Origin of the sequence: Granulicella sp. S156 (assembly GCF_009766105.1) — a bacterium.
Taxonomy (GTDB): domain Bacteria; phylum Acidobacteriota; class Terriglobia; order Terriglobales; family Acidobacteriaceae; genus Granulicella.
The window spans coordinates 395530-411135 of sequence record NZ_LMUH01000022.1 but is presented as its reverse complement, the minus strand read 5'-3'; the positions used below and the strand labels follow the sequence as shown (position 1 = coordinate 411135).

16 protein-coding genes and 1 pseudogene are annotated in these 15606 nt (G+C 58.8%); 7 read left to right on the top strand and 10 right to left on the bottom strand.

Annotation, left to right across the window (positions count from 1 at the left end; all coding sequences use genetic code 11):
* The first annotated feature begins 8 nt into the window (after positions 1–8).
* From GSQ91_RS17405 to GSQ91_RS17385, 5 genes are all read left to right on the top strand, one after another.
* Positions 9–848 (top strand): TIGR03435 family protein, encoded by an 840-nt coding sequence (locus tag GSQ91_RS17405; RefSeq protein ID WP_254064665.1) that lies wholly within the window; start codon positions 9–11, stop codon positions 846–848.
* 146 nt (positions 849–994) lie between these two features.
* Positions 995–1486, top strand: coding sequence for a DUF3455 domain-containing protein (locus GSQ91_RS17400; protein ID WP_158823024.1), 492 nt, complete (start codon positions 995–997; stop codon positions 1484–1486).
* On the top strand, positions 1486–2583 hold the full coding sequence (locus tag GSQ91_RS17395) for an agmatine/peptidylarginine deiminase (RefSeq protein WP_158823023.1): 1098 nt from the start codon (positions 1486–1488) through the stop codon (positions 2581–2583). The genes GSQ91_RS17400 and GSQ91_RS17395 overlap by 1 nt, the downstream gene beginning before the upstream one ends.
* A 2-nt stretch (positions 2584–2585) precedes the next feature.
* On the top strand, positions 2586–2906 hold the full coding sequence (locus GSQ91_RS17390; RefSeq protein WP_158823022.1) for a hypothetical protein: 321 nt from the start codon (positions 2586–2588) through the stop codon (positions 2904–2906).
* A gap of 66 nt (positions 2907–2972) precedes the next feature.
* Complete coding sequence (locus tag GSQ91_RS17385; RefSeq protein ID WP_158823021.1) at positions 2973–3746, top strand: DUF3050 domain-containing protein; 774 nt, start codon at positions 2973–2975, stop codon at positions 3744–3746.
* A 202-nt stretch (positions 3747–3948) separates the two neighbouring features.
* Here the strand turns inward: GSQ91_RS17385 and tnpA are convergent.
* The 9 genes and pseudogenes from tnpA to GSQ91_RS17340 all read right to left on the bottom strand — a co-directional run bounded on the left by tnpA (position 3949) and on the right by GSQ91_RS17340 (position 12129).
* A pseudogene (tnpA, locus tag GSQ91_RS26280) lies at positions 3949–4400 on the bottom strand (IS200/IS605 family transposase).
* Between the two features lie 127 nt (positions 4401–4527).
* A complete protein-coding gene (gene sdhB, locus GSQ91_RS17375; RefSeq protein ID WP_158823020.1) occupies positions 4528–5292 on the bottom strand; it encodes a succinate dehydrogenase iron-sulfur subunit in 765 nt (254 codons plus the stop codon).
* Positions 5293–5409: 117 nt separating this feature from the next.
* Entirely contained in the window at positions 5410–5604 is a 195-nt protein-coding gene (locus tag GSQ91_RS17370) for a hypothetical protein (RefSeq protein WP_158823019.1), read from the bottom strand.
* Between the two features lie 64 nt (positions 5605–5668).
* A complete protein-coding gene (locus GSQ91_RS17365; protein WP_158823018.1) occupies positions 5669–6079 on the bottom strand; it encodes a hypothetical protein in 411 nt (136 codons plus the stop codon).
* Between the two features lie 67 nt (positions 6080–6146).
* On the bottom strand, positions 6147–7922 hold the full coding sequence (gene sdhA, locus GSQ91_RS17360; protein ID WP_158823017.1) for a succinate dehydrogenase flavoprotein subunit: 1776 nt from the start codon (positions 7920–7922) through the stop codon (positions 6147–6149).
* Between the two features lie 105 nt (positions 7923–8027).
* Positions 8028–8777, bottom strand: coding sequence for a succinate dehydrogenase (locus GSQ91_RS17355; RefSeq protein ID WP_158823016.1), 750 nt, complete (start codon positions 8775–8777; stop codon positions 8028–8030).
* A gap of 178 nt (positions 8778–8955) precedes the next feature.
* Positions 8956–9615 (bottom strand): RdgB/HAM1 family non-canonical purine NTP pyrophosphatase, encoded by a 660-nt coding sequence (rdgB, locus tag GSQ91_RS17350; protein ID WP_254064663.1) that lies wholly within the window; start codon positions 9613–9615, stop codon positions 8956–8958.
* Between the two features lie 144 nt (positions 9616–9759).
* Entirely contained in the window at positions 9760–10923 is a 1164-nt protein-coding gene (locus tag GSQ91_RS17345) for a permease (protein ID WP_254064661.1), read from the bottom strand.
* Positions 10924–11028: 105 nt separating this feature from the next.
* On the bottom strand, positions 11029–12129 hold the full coding sequence (locus tag GSQ91_RS17340) for a hypothetical protein (protein WP_158823015.1): 1101 nt from the start codon (positions 12127–12129) through the stop codon (positions 11029–11031).
* A 319-nt stretch (positions 12130–12448) separates the two neighbouring features.
* Here GSQ91_RS17340 and GSQ91_RS17335 point away from each other — a divergent pair, with 319 nt between their 5' ends.
* Positions 12449–12871 carry a secondary thiamine-phosphate synthase enzyme YjbQ gene (locus GSQ91_RS17335; protein WP_158823014.1) on the top strand — a complete coding sequence of 141 codons (423 nt, stop codon included), beginning with the start codon at positions 12449–12451 and terminating at the stop codon, positions 12869–12871.
* Positions 12872–12990: 119 nt separating this feature from the next.
* A complete protein-coding gene (locus tag GSQ91_RS17330) occupies positions 12991–13593 on the top strand; it encodes a hypothetical protein (protein ID WP_158823013.1) in 603 nt (200 codons plus the stop codon).
* Between the two features lie 76 nt (positions 13594–13669).
* Here GSQ91_RS17330 and GSQ91_RS17325 read toward each other — a convergent pair whose 3' ends face one another.
* Complete coding sequence (locus tag GSQ91_RS17325) at positions 13670–15442, bottom strand: ABC transporter ATP-binding protein (RefSeq protein ID WP_158823012.1); 1773 nt, start codon at positions 15440–15442, stop codon at positions 13670–13672.
* Positions 15443–15606 lie beyond the last annotated feature (164 nt).

The following is a 15606-nucleotide window of genomic DNA, read 5'->3' as shown; positions in this document are numbered from 1 at the left end:
TAGACAGCATGAGAGGGAAGACTATGACCAACAGCGCATGGATGTATCCGGGACGTTGGCTGGCTCTTGTGCTTTTGCCCTGCACGAGTCTTTTGCCCATCGCAGCAGGACAGGCAGTCGCAGACTCCGTTACTGCGCCGAAGTTTGACGTCGCCTCGGTGAAGTTGAACAACGGCGGCGGTGACGGGCGGTCACATATCTACAGCTCGTCGACGAGTGGTAGCTTTCGCACGGTTAATGTTTCGCTAAAAGGGTTGTTGCAGTTCGCGTTTGGCTTGCCGGAGACCCAGATCCTGAATGTTGCTGGCCCCGCCGCTTCGCAGACCTTCGACATTGACGCCAAGGTGGACGACGCCACCGAGGAACAGATGCACAAGCTTAGCTCTGACGAGGGCAGGCTGCGAAAGCGGCAGATGGTGCAGGCGCTTCTGGTAGAACGGTTCAAGCTGGCGAGCCACCCTGAGACCAGGGAGCTTCCAATCTATGCCCTTATGGTGGCTAAGGGCGGATCGAAGCTGGAAGAGACGAAGTCGAACGGGCTGAAGATTTCAGGGTCGTACGGAAAGCTCGTGGCGGAGGGGGTAACCACGGACGGTCTTGCACGAGAGCTGGCGAAGGCTGTGGGACGCGTAGTGGTCGATAAGACCGGCATCCCAGGGCGGTTCGACGTGACCTTGCGCTGGACCCCGGACGAGGGACCGGCAAAGCTCAATGGTGAGCCGATTCCGGACCCGCCACCGTCCATCTTCACGGCAGTGCAGGAGCAGTTGGGGTTGAAGCTGGACTCGGAGAAAGGGCCGGTCCAGGTCCTCGTGGTGGAACATGTGGAGACACCGACGGCGAATTAAGCCGTTCGCCCCTTCAAAGCAAAAACCTAGCTAAAACCTGGAGCTAAGTTTGATGACACGCCCTACATCTGTAGAAGAATCGCTTCTGTCGTTACACTCAATAGACGAGGCTAACTTTGCCTTCAAGACTGGAGTCTGACTCTGAAATGATTCTCTCTATCGCACTGCTCGCGCTCGCCGCTCTGCCTCAAACCCCGGACCCAACGCTGCCTCCTGCCAACGCCCACGTTCGCTTCACGGTGGCGGGTCATGGCGTGCAAAACTACAACTGCTCAGCCGTGAATGGCGGTTTCCAATGGGTCTTTGAAGAACCCGTAGCAGGGCTCTTCGATCCTGCTACTCGCCAGCAGGTGGGCACGCATAGCGCAGGCCCTACCTGGACGTGGAGCGACGGCAGCGCCATCGTCGGCAAAGTGCTGCAGACGAGTCCCTCCATCGACCCCGGAAGCATCCCCTGGCTCTTGCTCGAGACTCACTCCACTGGCACAGTCACAGGTGCGCTCACGGGTGTCACCTTTGTGCGCCGATCGGACACGCAGGCCGGCAAGGCTCCTGCCGCCGGCTGTGACGCGAATAACGTGAATGTCGTCCTCCACGTTCCTTATCAGGCCACGTACACTTTTTACTCGACCAACTGATGACAAAGAACGCGACCGCCTCCCAGAATCACTACCGCATGCCCGCTGAGTGGGCTCCGCACGCCGCTACCTGGATCGCGTGGCCCCACAATCCCGAAGACTGGCCCGGCAAGTTCCAACCCATTCCCTGGGTCTATAGCGAGATCGTCCGCCACCTCTCGCAGGTCGAAGACGTGCATATCCTCGTCAACGATCTCGCCTCCGAAAAGCGTGCGACGAGCATGCTGCGCCGCCAGAACGCGAACCTCGCGCGACTGCACTTCCATCACTGGCGCACGGATCGGGTGTGGCTCCGCGACTCCGGCCCGATCTTCGTGAAGAAGCAAGTCAGCGAGTCAGCGAGTCAGCAAGCCAGCGAAGTGGCGTTGACCAATTGGAAGTTCAACGCCTGGGCCAAGTACGACAACTGGCGAAACGACGACCTCATCCCGAAACATGTAACAAAGCTCTACGGCATGACCAGCTTCGAGCCGGAAGTAATTCTTCAGGATGGCAAAGCCAAACGCCTTGTCCTTGAAGGTGGCAGCATCGACACCAACGGGGAAGGCATCCTGCTTACTACTGAAGAGTGTCTGCTTAGTGAGGTCCAGCAGCGCAACCCCGACGTCTCGCGCGAGCAACTGGAACAGGCCTTCCACGACTACCTTGGGATCGAGAAGGTGATCTGGCTCAACCGCGGCTGTGCCGGCGACGACACCCACGGCCACGTCGACGACATCACACGCTTCGTTGCGCCGAACACCATCCTTACGGCCGTTGAACCCAACACCGCCGACGAGAACCACCTGCCGCTCGCCGAGAATCTCGAGCGCCTGCACCAAGCACGCAACCTCAAAGGCCGGCCCTTCACCATCAAGACGCTGCCTATGCCTGCGCCCGTCCACTTTGAGGGGCAGCGCCTGCCCGCGAGCTACGCGAACTTCTACATCGCCAACGGCCTCGTCCTGGTTCCCACCTTCAACGACCCCAACGACCGCATCGCGCTCAACACCCTCGCGGAGTGTTTTCCTACGCGCACGGTCACCGGTATCCACTGCACCGACTTCATCTGGGGCCTGGGCGCACTCCACTGTATGACCCAACAGGAGCCTGCCTAAGCATGTCGAAGCCCTGGCCACCACCTCCTGACCTGGAGTCGATCCGAGACCTCATGCGTGAGGCTGATCCTGAAGGCCACATCGCCGACGGCTCGCCCGCCGATGAGTACGAGCCCGAAGAGGAACAACTCTTCGCCGCCATCCGGCACTTTCCTACCGCCAACCTGCTTGCGGCAAAGTTGCTGCCCATCCTCGAAGACATCTGGCGCAAGAGCTTCGGACTGAACGACGCAACGCTAGCGCCGCGCCGCCCAGCGCTCGAAGGCCTCGCCCAGCAGATCGAACGCTTCTTCGGCCCGGAAGCGACGCCGCAGGTTCGCTAATTGGAGTGAAGCCGCTCGTTTATCGAACGATGGAAATCACTGCTCGCAGCGATAGATAATGGAAGAGTGAACGTACTGCTCAGCGCCAACTCTATCGATGGAATCGAAGCTAGAATTGCCCCGCTTCGTGAACAGCTTACACGGCATCCGCTCTATGCGGCGATCCAGACTCCGGAGCATCTGCGGCTCTTCATGGAGTCGCACGTGTTTGCGGTGTGGGATTTTATGTCTCTGCTGAAAGCCTTGCAGAAGGAACTGACCTGCGTGACGGTGCCGTGGGTTCCAACGCGTTGGCCGGAGAGCCGCCGCTTCGTCAATGAGATCGTTCTGGGAGAAGAGAGCGATCAGTTCGAAGGCCGCGCTGTGAGCCACTTCGAGGTGTATCTGGAGGCGATGGAGGAGTGTGGTGCGGATACGACTCCGATCCGGCAACTCGTACAGCGCGTCCCTCGTGGTCTTCTGATTGAGGCTGGGTCTGCTCCAGAAGCTGCGCGGCAATTTGTCGAGGCGACGTTTGCGTTGATTCGTGAGGCGAAGCTGCCTGCCCTGGCTGCGGCGTTTACCTTCGGGCGAGAAGATGTGATTCCGGATATCTTTCGCGAACTGGTGAGGGACTTGAACGAAAAACAGCCGGGAAGATTCGGCAAGTTCGTCTGGTACCTCGAGCGGCATATCGAAGTGGATGGTGAAGACCACGGACCGCTCTCGCTGCGCATGGTGGCGGATTTGTGTGGAGACGACCCTGAGTTGTGGGAGGACGCAGCGACGGCAGCGGAGACGGCGATTGAGGCACGTCTGGCGCTGTGGGATGGGATTCTGGAGCAGATTCGGGGTAGTTGAAGGCCGGGTCGCAGTCATTAGCCTGTGTCGCATAGGGCAATCGCATTTGGAATTAGATAGAACTAGCAACAGCCCGCAAAGATATGAGGGTTCGATCAGGCACAAATCCCAGCCCCGCAGGGGCGGCCTCATCATAGCCCAGGGTGAAACCCTGGGTTACCGGGCCCCACAGATGTAGAGCGCTGTAAGCGCGATCTATCGATCAATCCCAGACATACCGCTCATCGTATTCGACGCCATATTTCTCGAGAAATATCCGATACTCCTGCTGAAACGTGAGGGTCTTGTGATGTTCTTCCTGCATGTCGATATATCGTTTCAATACTTCCAGATCTGAAGATCCGACAGAGAACACACCATATCCTCCCTGCCATGCAAAGCCAGCGTGAGCGGTGATTGTGCTTTCATCCATCTCGAGGAGGAGATTTTTAGCTCCTTTACAAGCTCTGAAACCGCCAGAGTTCGTGAGAGAAGAATGGCGAGATGGACGTGGTCCGCAACGCCTCCTACGCGGTAGCATTCACATCCAGCGTTACGAGCTACCGTAGCAAGATATGCGTGGAGTTTCGGACGTATTGAATCCCCGATGATCGGTGCACGATCTTTTGTGCTGAAGATGACGTGGATGAGCAGATAGGAGAGCGATTGCGACATACAGAGAGAATAGATCGCGCTTACAGCGCTCTGCATTCCAGGAGGACCTGTAACCCAGGGTTTCACCCTGGGCTATGATGGGGCGCCCCTTCGGGGCTGGTTCTAAACCCGAGGCTGCTACTAAGATCTACCTCGTAAACAGATCCTTCACCTGCTGCACGAATACATCGCGGCCCATATCGCTGATGGCCTCGGTGAGTGGAAGCCCTTTGGGGCAGGCCTGGACGCAGTTCTGGGCGAAGCCGCACTCCTGAATGCCGCCGTCGCCTGCCAGTGCGCGCAGACGGTCTTCCTTCAAGACGGAACCTGCCGGGTCCATGTTGAAGAGCCTTGCCTGAGCGATGGTCGCCGCGCCTACGAAGCCGGTGACATCGTTGAACTGCGGGCAGACCTCCATGCAGATGGTGCAGGAGATGCAGTTGGAGAGCGGATAGCGCTGCTCCTGGATCTGAGGGAACTGACGCGGCGCAGGGCCGAGGTCGTAGGTGCCATCGATCGGCACCCAGGCTTTGACGGCCTTGAGGTTCTCAAAGAGCACCGAGCGGTCGACGGCGAGGTCGCGCACGACAGGGAACTTCGACAGCGGCGCAAGCCGGATCGGCTGTTCCAGCTTATCCACCAGCGCAGAGCAGGCCATCATCGCCTTGCCGTTGATCAACATGGCGCACGAGCCGCAGATCTCTTCCAGGCAGTTGGAGTCGTAAGTGATCGGCGTAGTCGCAGCACCGGTCACGGTGGTGGGATTGAGCGCGATCTCGCCGAGCAGCGAGGTGATGTTCATGTTCGGACGATAGGGAATCTCGAAGGCCTCAGTCGTGGCCTTGCCGTCCGGTGTGGACTGGCGTTTGATCTCGACCTTGATCGTTCTGGTGCTCGTGGCTGCTTGTGCCATGCTCTTGCTCCCTCGCTTCTACCTAGTACTTCGGCGTGGCAGTCCCCGGTTGCGGACTACCCGCCATGTGGCGCTTCTTGATGCATCTGCCCGGCGATCGCTCACCGGGGCCTTGCTTTAGTGACTACTGGCGTACAGATGATGCCGCTTGTGTTCCGTGGCAATCAGTATGCCTTCTTCCAGTGACATCGGCAGGCGGCCCTTTTCTTCCAGGGTGTCCCGCTTGCTGTGGAGCCGGACGTTGTATGTGACCATCGAAACAACTACGGCCACGTAGGCTACTGCGAGCGTGATGTAAAGTAGGTCGATCATGTACCGTTAGACGGCGAAATCGACGATCACGGATGTAGGGCACCTTCTTTGGCAACTGGCTTTACTATTCGGAGATCCCTGTAACAATAAAGCGCCATACGGTCTTATCCGGAAGCAACAACTCATACTCCCGGAATAGTGGCGTGTCTTTCGTTGTATGAGAATCCTTCAAAAGTCGTGCCTGCTGATCTCCAAGTGGAAAATTGTAGAAAGGAAAAGGAATCTCCTGGTTCAGCTGCAATTCGACTTTTTCCCCATCCATGACGGCATTTTCGTACATTGCTTTATTGGGCATACCCAGGTCCAGAATCCCTTTGGGATTTTCTGAGCGGTAATGTATGCCAGAAACATGTACTTTGATCGGGTAAACGACTCCCGCTTTCGCATGTTCTATGCCTTGCGTTAGTCGTGTCTTTTGCCCGTGCGCTGCGAAGCAACAAAAGCAGATCGTCAAAATGACAAAAAACCTTCTCATGACTTACCTCATTGCTTGAATCCAAACAAACATCTCTTGCTGTTGGAGACGTTTGCTTCGGGAAAACTTACGCGGTCGCGTCATAACGGCGCGGCCGTGGGGTAATGAACTGGGTGTCGACCTCTTCGAACTCGAAGGCCGGAGCGCCGTCTTTGTACGCGGCTTTAGTGGTCTTGAGGAACTTCTCGTCGTTGCGCTCGGGGAAGTCGGGTTTGTAGTGTGCGCCGCGGCTCTCGTCGCGGAGACGCGCACCCTGCACGATGACCCGGCCGAGTTCGAGCATGTTGTACAGCTGCCGCGTAAAGGCGAAGCTGGTGTTGGCCCACTGGCTCTTGTCGGAAAGATTGACGTTCTTGTAGCGCTCCAGCAGCTCGACGATCTTGGCATCGGCCTCGTCTAGCCCAGCGTTATACCGGATGATTGTGGCGTGCTTGGTCATGGTCTCGCCCAGCTCGCGCCAGATCTTGAACGGGTTCTCGGTGCCCTTGTTGTTCAGCAGGGCTTCGTTCTTTTCCTTCTGGCGGGCGAGTTCGGCGGCGTGGCCTCCGTCGCCTTCCTGTGCGGGCAGTGCCTTGGCATAAGCCATCGCCTGCGGCCCGGCTACGAAGCCGCCATAGATGCAGGAGAGCAGCGAGTTCGCGCCCAGGCGGTTCGCTCCGTGGATGGAGTAGTCGGCCTCGCCAGCGGCGTAGACGCCGGGGATGTTGGTCTGCTGGTTGAAGTCCACCCAGAGGCCGCCCATGGTGTAGTGCATGCCGGGGAAGATCTTCATCGGCACTTCGCGAGGATCGTCGCCGACGAACTTCTCGTAGATCTCGAGGATGCCTTCGAGCTTGCGATCCAGCGTCGCGCGGTCGATGTGGGTGAGGTCGAGGTAGACCATCGGCTGGCCGTCGATGCCCATGCCATGCTCGTAGACGACCTTGAAGATGGCGCGAGTCGCGACGTCACGCGGCACGAGGTTGCCGTACTTCGGATACCACTCCTCGAGGAAGTACCAGCGGTCGGCTTCGGGGATAGACCGTGCCACGCGCTTGTCGTTCTTGTCGCGAGGCACCCAAACGCGGCCGCCTTCGCCGCGTGCGGACTCGGACATGAGCCGCAGCTTGTCTTCGCCAGGGATCGCAGTGGGATGCACCTGGATGAATTCGCCGTTGGCGTAGAAAGCTCCCTGCTGATACAGCGCCGATTGGGCAGACCCGGTGCAGACGACGGAGTTGGTGGACTTCCCAAAGATCGCACCATTGCCTCCGGTGCAGACGATGATGGCGTCCGCGGGGAAGGTGCGGGTCTCCATGGAGCGGAGATCCATCGCGCAGATGCCGCGTGCGGCACCCTTGGAGTCGAGCACGGCGGAGAGGAACTCCCAGCCTTCGTACTTCGTGACCTTGCCCTCGGCCTCGTAGCGGCGTACCTGCTCGTCGAGCGCGTAAAGCAACTGCTGCCCGGTGGTCGCGCCAGCAAAGGCGGTGCGGTGATAGAGCGTCCCGCCGAAGCGGCGGAAGTCGAGCAGGCCTTCGGGGGTGCGGTTGAAGGGCACGCCCATGCGATCGAGGAGGTCGATGATCGCCGGTCCCTGCGCGGTCATGGCTTTGACCGGCGTTTGGTTGGCGAGGAAGTCGCCGCCGTAGATAGTGTCGTCGAAGTGCTTGAAGACGTCGTCGCCTTCGCCCTTGAGGTTCTTGGCGGCATTGATGCCGCCCTGGGCGCAGACCGAGTGCGAGCGCTTGACCGGGACGATGGAGAAGAGGTCAACCTTGCCGCCAGCTTCGGCGATCTTGATGACGGCAGAGAGACCGGCAAGGCCTCCTCCGACGACGATGATTCTGGGTGTAGCTGCCATTCCGTACCTCTGGGGCTAATTCTTAGGAGTTTGGGGCATACCTTCGACTGCGCTCAGGACAGGCTCCAAAGCCATGCCCATAACGAAACTTCCTGCAACACAAACTCAGGGTTGTACAGGCTGTACGATTGCGGGAGGTTGCGTGGGCATGACATCTTCAGGTGCGTTCGCATACTTCGGATTGATAAACGCATACATCCCAACAAGTCCGAGAACACAAAGTGCAGTCCCCCCCGCAGCGCACACATAGCCAAAGCGTTGGCGAGCTTTATCGCCAGGGGTGATGCCCCACTTCGCGGCGAAGAGCCAGATGCCATAGGCGAAGTGCCAGCAGGTCGCAATCATCGCGATCACGTAAATGGCCAGCATCCAGGGATTATGCAGCTCGTGCTGCACTTTGGCGAAGGCCGCGCCGGGATGCTCGGGCAGGTTGACGCCGGAGAACCGCTGTCTCCAGAGGTGTTGAACGATATAGAGCAGCGCGATGATGCCGGTGATGCGCTGCGTGAGGTAGCCCCAGTTTCCCGCCCAGGGGTAGACGTTCACGGTGGCGCGTCCGCGGAAGGCTATCCAGACCCCGTAGAGCGCGTGGAAGGCCAACGGGATGAAGATAAAGCACCACTCGAGGACGCGCACCAGCGGCAGGCTGTTGAGGAACTTTACCTGCTGGGCGTAGGCGAGTGGGCCGTTGACGGCTTCGAAGTTGGAGACGATGTGCTCGATCAGGAACGCGCCGATGGGCACGATGCCGGAGAGCGAGTGCAGCCGGCGCCAGAAGAAAGAGTGGCCTTCGCCGGCACGAAGCGGCTGGACGCCTCGAAGAGTGGGTGTTGCGGGAGCTGCGGCTGTGGCCATGCGGTACTCCTGAGATCCTTGGGTAGGCTGGCCTGAGAACTCTGTCTGGGGTTGTGGACAGGTTGAGTTCCTGCGGTTTTCGCCGCAGGTAGGCAGGATGATTATTCCGCTGTGTTAAATGCAGCGTCAAGCAAACCTTGGCCGAGTGAGCGGTAATCGGCGTGTTTGTGCGAAATTCTTACATTGAGCCGTTTTGGAGCTGTTTCAGGAGGCTGCGGAAGGCGTTGCCGCGATGGCTGATCTGCCACTTCTTCTCGCGGGGAACCTCAGCCAGCGTAAGGGTAAGCGAGGGCACGAGGAAGAGCGGATCGTAGCCGAAGCCGTCCTTGCCGCGGGGAGCGTAGAGGACCTCGCCTTCGACGGTACCCTCGGCGCGGAGCAGGACTTCTCCGTCACGGGCCAGGGCCAGGGTGCAGACGAAGCGGGCGGTGCGGTGAGTGTGTTGGGTGAGTAAGGAGAGGAGGCAGCGGTTGTTGCGGTCGTCCTTACTTCCTGAGCCGGGTTCGAAGCCAAGATCGTCGGCAAAGCGCGCCGAGCGGACGCCCGGCTGGCCGTTGAGGGCATCGACGGCAAGTCCCGAGTCGTCGGCGAAGACCAGCAGACCAGGAGCGAGGAGGGAATAGGCCACGGCCTTCAACTCCGCGTTGCCCATGAAGGTGTCGGCGTCTTCGACGGGTTCAGGCATCGACTGAATGCCCGGCAGGGCGAGGACGTCGATACCGGCGGTGCTGGCGCTGGTGGAGAACTCAGCGAGCTTGCCGGGGTTGGAGGTGGCGGCGTAGAGGGTCATCAGGGAAGAGTGTAGAGGATAGAAGGCCGTTGCTTTTCTTGTTGTCATTCCCGCAGGGAATCTGCTGTTTGTTCGTGCCACAGCAATCGCTAGGGGGTGGCCAGAAGCAGGTTCCCTACGGGAATGACAACAAGAAAAGCAAAGACAAAGGCAAGAACAACCCGTCTACTCTCTCCACTCCTCGCGAAGCGACTAATGGCAGCAATGGTGCGCTGGTGCATCGGGTGCTGGCGCTTCGTCCATCATCTTCAACATCGCAGGCCCGCCGGTCTTCAGGAAGCGCAGGAGGAGAACGGCGGAGACCAGCAGGAACAGAATGTTGAGCACCGAGGTGTAGTTCCAGCGGACGCTCTCCTGCATGATCTGCACTTTGCGCTCGGTGGGGATGAGATGCAGCGCCCCAAAGAGCGCTTCGACAGCGAGTGCGGACAGCGCCATCGCGGCGTAAAAGGCGGCGAAGAGAAGGGCGGCAACCTTCCACCCGTAGTACTTGCGATAGATGTTGAGAATGGGCAGGATGATGAGGTCGGCGAAGAGGAAGGCGATGACGCCTCCGAAGCTGATGCCTCCGTTCCAGAGCACCGCAGCCAGCGGCACGTTGCCCACCGAGCACACAAAGGACAGCACCGCGACGAGCGGGCCAACGAACGGCCCCCACAGTTTTGCCAGCATTGGGTGGCCGGTGAGGAAGAAGCCCTGCCAGAAATGTTGCGGCACCCAGGCGGCGAGGCATCCGGAGATCAGCAGGCCTCCCGCGATGTCCGGCCATAGCGAGTACCAGTCCATCCAGTAATAGTGCGTCGTTGCGGTGTAGCCCTTGGCCGAGGTCAGCTTCTGCCAGAACGTGCCGGAGTGCAGGCTCATGTCCATGGCGGCGTGGCCTTCCATGCGCCCGATCAGGCCGCGCTCCGCCTGTTTGCGGGCAGCTTCGATGACGCGCGGCTTGAGCGTGGCGCGCAGAAAGATCACGACGAGCGCGATCATGATGGGGCCACCGACAAACTCAGCCGCCATGAAGCGCCAGCCCAGCAAGGCGGCGAGCAGGACGCTGAGTTCGATCACCAGGTTCGTGGAAGCGAACTGGAACGCGATGGCGGCGATGAAGTCCGCTCCCTTGCGAAAGAGCGAGCGCGCCAGTGCCGTAGCCGCGTAAGAGCACGACGAGCTCGCCGCGCCGAGCACCGAGGCGACGACGATGGTTTTCGCAGAGGAGTCAGGCAGCAGCTTGCTGACGTGTTCTTTAGAGACAACGGCCTCGATGATGGCTGAGAGGATGAAGCCCAGGCAGAGTGCCCAGAGAATCTCCCAGGCCATGATGCCGGTCATTTGCAACGCTTCTGTTAGATGGATCAGCAATGGCGTCTCCTGTATTTGTTCTAGGTTGCGTGGCCCGCGAGAAAATTGCTTCAGTGTGTCACTACAAGGGCTGACGTAACCGGCGGTGCGACATTACACCCCGCGCTACTTGTGCGGCGCGAGTGCGCCATCGCGCAGGATGCCGATGCGTCCGTGCGGGCCAACGACGAAGGGCAGCGAGAGTGCGTTCCAGTTCTTGTCGGCGTCGGGCGCATCGCTGGAGCCAGGCGTGAGAGGGTGCCAGTTGCGGCCGTCGTCGGTGGAGATGTCGGTGCCGTTGGGGCCTACGGTGAGCCAGGTTTTGGTGGGGATGTCGTAGGCTACGGAGGAGCGATAGCCGTGGGGTGGGGTGGTTGATGCTGTCCAGTTATGACCCTCATCTTGAGTGAACGCGGCTGTACCGGTGGAGGCATTGGGTTTGAGGTAGTCGCCTCCGACGGCGACACCCGATCCTGTCAGCAGAAGGGCAAGTGAAAATAGACCTGAGGACTCCGTTCTTGATCCGAGTGGAACTGGAACAGAAGTCCACGAATCCATGCTCCAGTTTTTATTTTGATCTTTTGGGGGAGAGTCGTCTTCGTAGACCATCGACGCAATCAGCCGATATAGGAAGGCCCCGCCCACGCCTCCTGAACCGAAGGAAGGCTGTCCGTGCATTACGGACATCGAAGTGTTGCTGGCAGCGAAGGCTCCTTGTCGGGCAGCATCGGCCTCTAGGCCACGATTCTGCTTTTGAATCCATGTCTTGCCACCATCGGTTGTTTCACCCAAGTAGAAATATCCATGCACTGGATCTCCAAGCAAGAAACCGGTTGTCTGATCTTCAAATATCAGGGCGTCCCAAAATCCATCTTTGTCAGGATTGGTGAAGATCAACTTCCACGTCTGACATCCATCGGTGGTCTTGTACAGCCGCGACAGATCGCCTTTTCCGCTGGACATGACGATGGCCGTTTTGCTGTCGAAGGCCTGGATGCCGCGGAAGTCGAGGTGTTCAGCGTTGGGTGGCGTAACGCAGTGTTGCCACGTTTTGCCGTTGTCTTCGGTACGCAGCACCGTGCCTTCTGTCCCCGAGGCCCAGGCGATGCCGTTGCCGAGGCTGTAGACGCCGCGCAGGCTGGCGGTGGTGTGTACGTCTTGAATCTGCCATTGAGCGTGTGCTGCAGTGGCGAGGGCCAGCATTGTGAGCAGAAGAGTGGCGCGCATGGGAGGAGTGTAAATGCTGGCGGTTGTGGCAGCTCGGGTGAAGCAGATCCCCTGCGGGGATGACAACCAGAAAAGCAGAGCAACGGCAAAAATCGGGTGCTCCATCTTCGACGCGCGTTCTATGCGCGGCTAAGGTGGGTATCGGGCGAAGCCCGACCGCTCCTGCTTATCGCTCGTATCGTCACTGGCCCTTGGTACAACAAACATGGGCAGGAGCGGTCGCTTTCAGCGATGCCCACCTTAGGCGCAAAAAGCGCGCCGAAGATGGGGCACCCGGTGTTGAGGATGGGGCCGGATTGTGGCGCTCTAAAATAGCCGCATGAAGGTTCATACCGAGTACCTGACGTTCAACACCGAAGAGCAGTATGAGATGGTTCACATCACCCCGCAGGTCGAGGCTATCGTTCGCCGTAGCGGCGTCGATGATGGCTTGTGCTTTGTCTCGCCCATGCACATCACCGCGGCGATCTATGTCAACGACAACGAAGACGGCCTGATCGAAGATATCGGCAAGTGGCTGGAGAAGCTAGCTCCGCGTTGGCCGGGATACAAGCATCACCAGACCGGCGAGGACAATGCTGACGCGCACCTGAAGGCGTTGTTGTTACACCATGAGACGACGTTGCCGGTCACGCATGGCAGGCTCGATCTTGGCACATGGCAACGAGTGTTTTATGCCGAGTTCGATGGCTGTAGATCGAAGCGCGTGATCGTGAAGGTGATGGGAGTCACGAAGAACTAGGGTGCTTCTCCTATAGACCTATCTCCAAACCTGTCATCTCGACGGAAGGCGGCAAACGGTCAGTTTGAAATTCAGGGTGCGTGATAGGATGGCACTCTCTCACTTTTCACACGAAAACAATGATCGAACTGGCCAAACTCATACACACGGCTTTGCGTTCAGATTCTACGTGGACTGTTGTTTTGGCATTGGCATTTATAGGAGCCGTTATTTTTGGCGGTGTCGGCTTCTTGGTCAACACTGCATATCTGAGTGGATTACCTCACCTCGATATACAGATCACAGCACTGAATGTTGGTACCCCTGGTCCTCCCTATGAAGGACAGGGGGCTTTGATTGTGATGCAGGCCATTGTCAGCAACGCTGGCAGCCAGAGTGCCGTTAGGGATTGGAATCTATATGTAAATTTTCCAGATAAGACCCAAGTGAAGGCGATACCCCTTCCCACTGACACTCAGCTAGAGCTGAAAGGGAATGACTATCGGCTCTTTCGTGGTGATGATGCGCTCTATAAGAAGACGATCGCTCCTATTCAACAAGGTCAAATCGTCCCCGGTTTTCTGGCTTTCATTTTGCCCGGTAAAACTAGCGCGGACATTCTGATCCCCAGCGTTAGCTTCCAACTCGTTGCAATGGATGCATATGGAAAACTCCACACTGCGGTTAAGACGAGAGAACAATTCAAAAACGAAGTGCATTTCCCATTGATCCCCGTCCAATAACCCGACAGGCTCGTCAATTGCCCATACAAACGCTGCCTTCGGTCGAGATGACAAATTGGGAAGAGAAGTGATTCTCTTACGCCGTGAGTATCTCTTCCTCAAGGCTCTGTTTCTCGAAGAGGTCGTTGTAGTAGCCGCCGCGAGCGAGCAGTTCGTCGTGCGTGCCGAATTCCACAATGCGGCCATCGGCCAGCACCGCAATGCGATCGGCATTGCGCGCTGTCGACACGCGGTGCGCGATGAAGATCGTTGTCCTGCCCTGCATCGCCGCGCGCAGGCCGTTGAGGATCTGCTCTTCGGTGTAAGTGTCGACGGAGGCCAGCGCATCGTCGAGAATCAGGATGCGCGGATCGCGCAGGATAGCGCGCGCGATAGCCGTACGCTGCTTCTGTCCGCCGGAGAGCGTCATGCCACGCTCGCCTACAACGGTCGCGAAACCCTGCGGGAACTCGAGGATCTCGGTACGGATGTGTGCGGTGTGCGCCGCGGATTCGACAGCTTGATCCAGCGCCTGATGGCTCTCCTTCGTCGTCGCTGCGGGAACTCCGAAGGCGATGTTATCGGCAATGGTGGTGGAGAAGAGAAACGTCTCCTGCGGTACGAAGCCGATAGCGTGGCGCAACGTGGCGAGCGGATACTCGTGGATGGGGCGACCATCGACCAGCACCATCCCGGAGGCTGCGTCCTGCAGGCGCGGGATGAGCGAGACGAGCGTCGATTTGCCGGAGCCTGTAGGGCCGACGATGGCGAGGCTCGATCCGGCAGGGATCTCGAGCGAGATGTTATGCAGCACCTCGCCACCAGTCGCGTAGGAGAAGCTGAGATTGTTGAACTCGATGCTGCCGGCAATGGGTGTGGCCGCAAACTCGGGCTTGGCCTCACTATCGTCGATGACAGGCTGCTGCTTCATCAGTTGGTCGATGCGGACGATTGAAGCTGCGCCGCGTTGCACAAGGTTTACGACCCAGCCAATCGCGATCATGGGCCAGATGAGCATCACCATGTAGACGTTGTAGGTGCTGAACTGACCGACAGTCATTCGGTGCTGGATAATCTCGCGGCCACCCACGAAGAGAGTGAGCATCATGGAGATGCCGAGGAAGAACTCCAGCGTGGGCCAGAGCATCGCCATCAGGCGGGCAAGCATCAGGCTGCGGCGAATGTACTCGCGGTTGGACTCTTCGAACGCCGCGATCTGCGCCTCTTCCTGCGCGAAGGCGCGGATGAGGCGCGCACCGGAGAAGTTCTCTTCAGCCTGTGCGGAGATGTCGGAGAACATGGCCTGGATGCGTTCGAAGCGGGTGTGAATGCGCGCCCCAAAGTATTGCACCAGCACCGAAGCAAAGGGCAGCGGGACGAAGGCGCACAACGTCAGCCATGGGCTGATGCGAATCATGAACGGAAGCGCGATAGCGGTAAAGAAGATAGTGTTCGCGCTGTACATGATGGCCGGGCCTAACAACTGACGCACCGCGTTCAGGTCGTTTGTGGAACGAGCCATGATGTCGCCGGTGCGGTGCTGCTGAAAGAAGCTTGGCGGCTGCAGCTCCAGGTGCGCGAAGAGGTCGTTGCGCAGATCGTACTCAATCTCGCGCGAGGCGCCGATGATGATCTGGCGCATGAGGTACAGGAAGATTCCGGAGACGACCGCAAGGGCCAGCAGTTGCAGTGCGTCATACCCGATTTTGGCAATGCTTGAGCCCTGGTGCATATCTTCGATCGCCTTGCCGACGACGAGCGGAACCATGGCCTTGGTTCCGTTGTAGGTAATGAGCGCAAGGCCGCCCCAGGCGAAGCTCTGCCAGTAGCGTTTCAGGTAGGGGAAGAGCGGGCTGAGGCGTCGAAACATAGGCAGGATAGGAAACAGGAAACAGGAAAAGGGAAAAGCGAAATTAAAAGGGCACGGCCGTGGCCGTGCCCTTCCGGTCCTGAGATTAGATTACTGCTTGGGGGTTGTCGATGCAGGTTGTGTTGTGCTCGCTGGCGCTGCGGCAGGTGTGCTTGCGGGAGCAG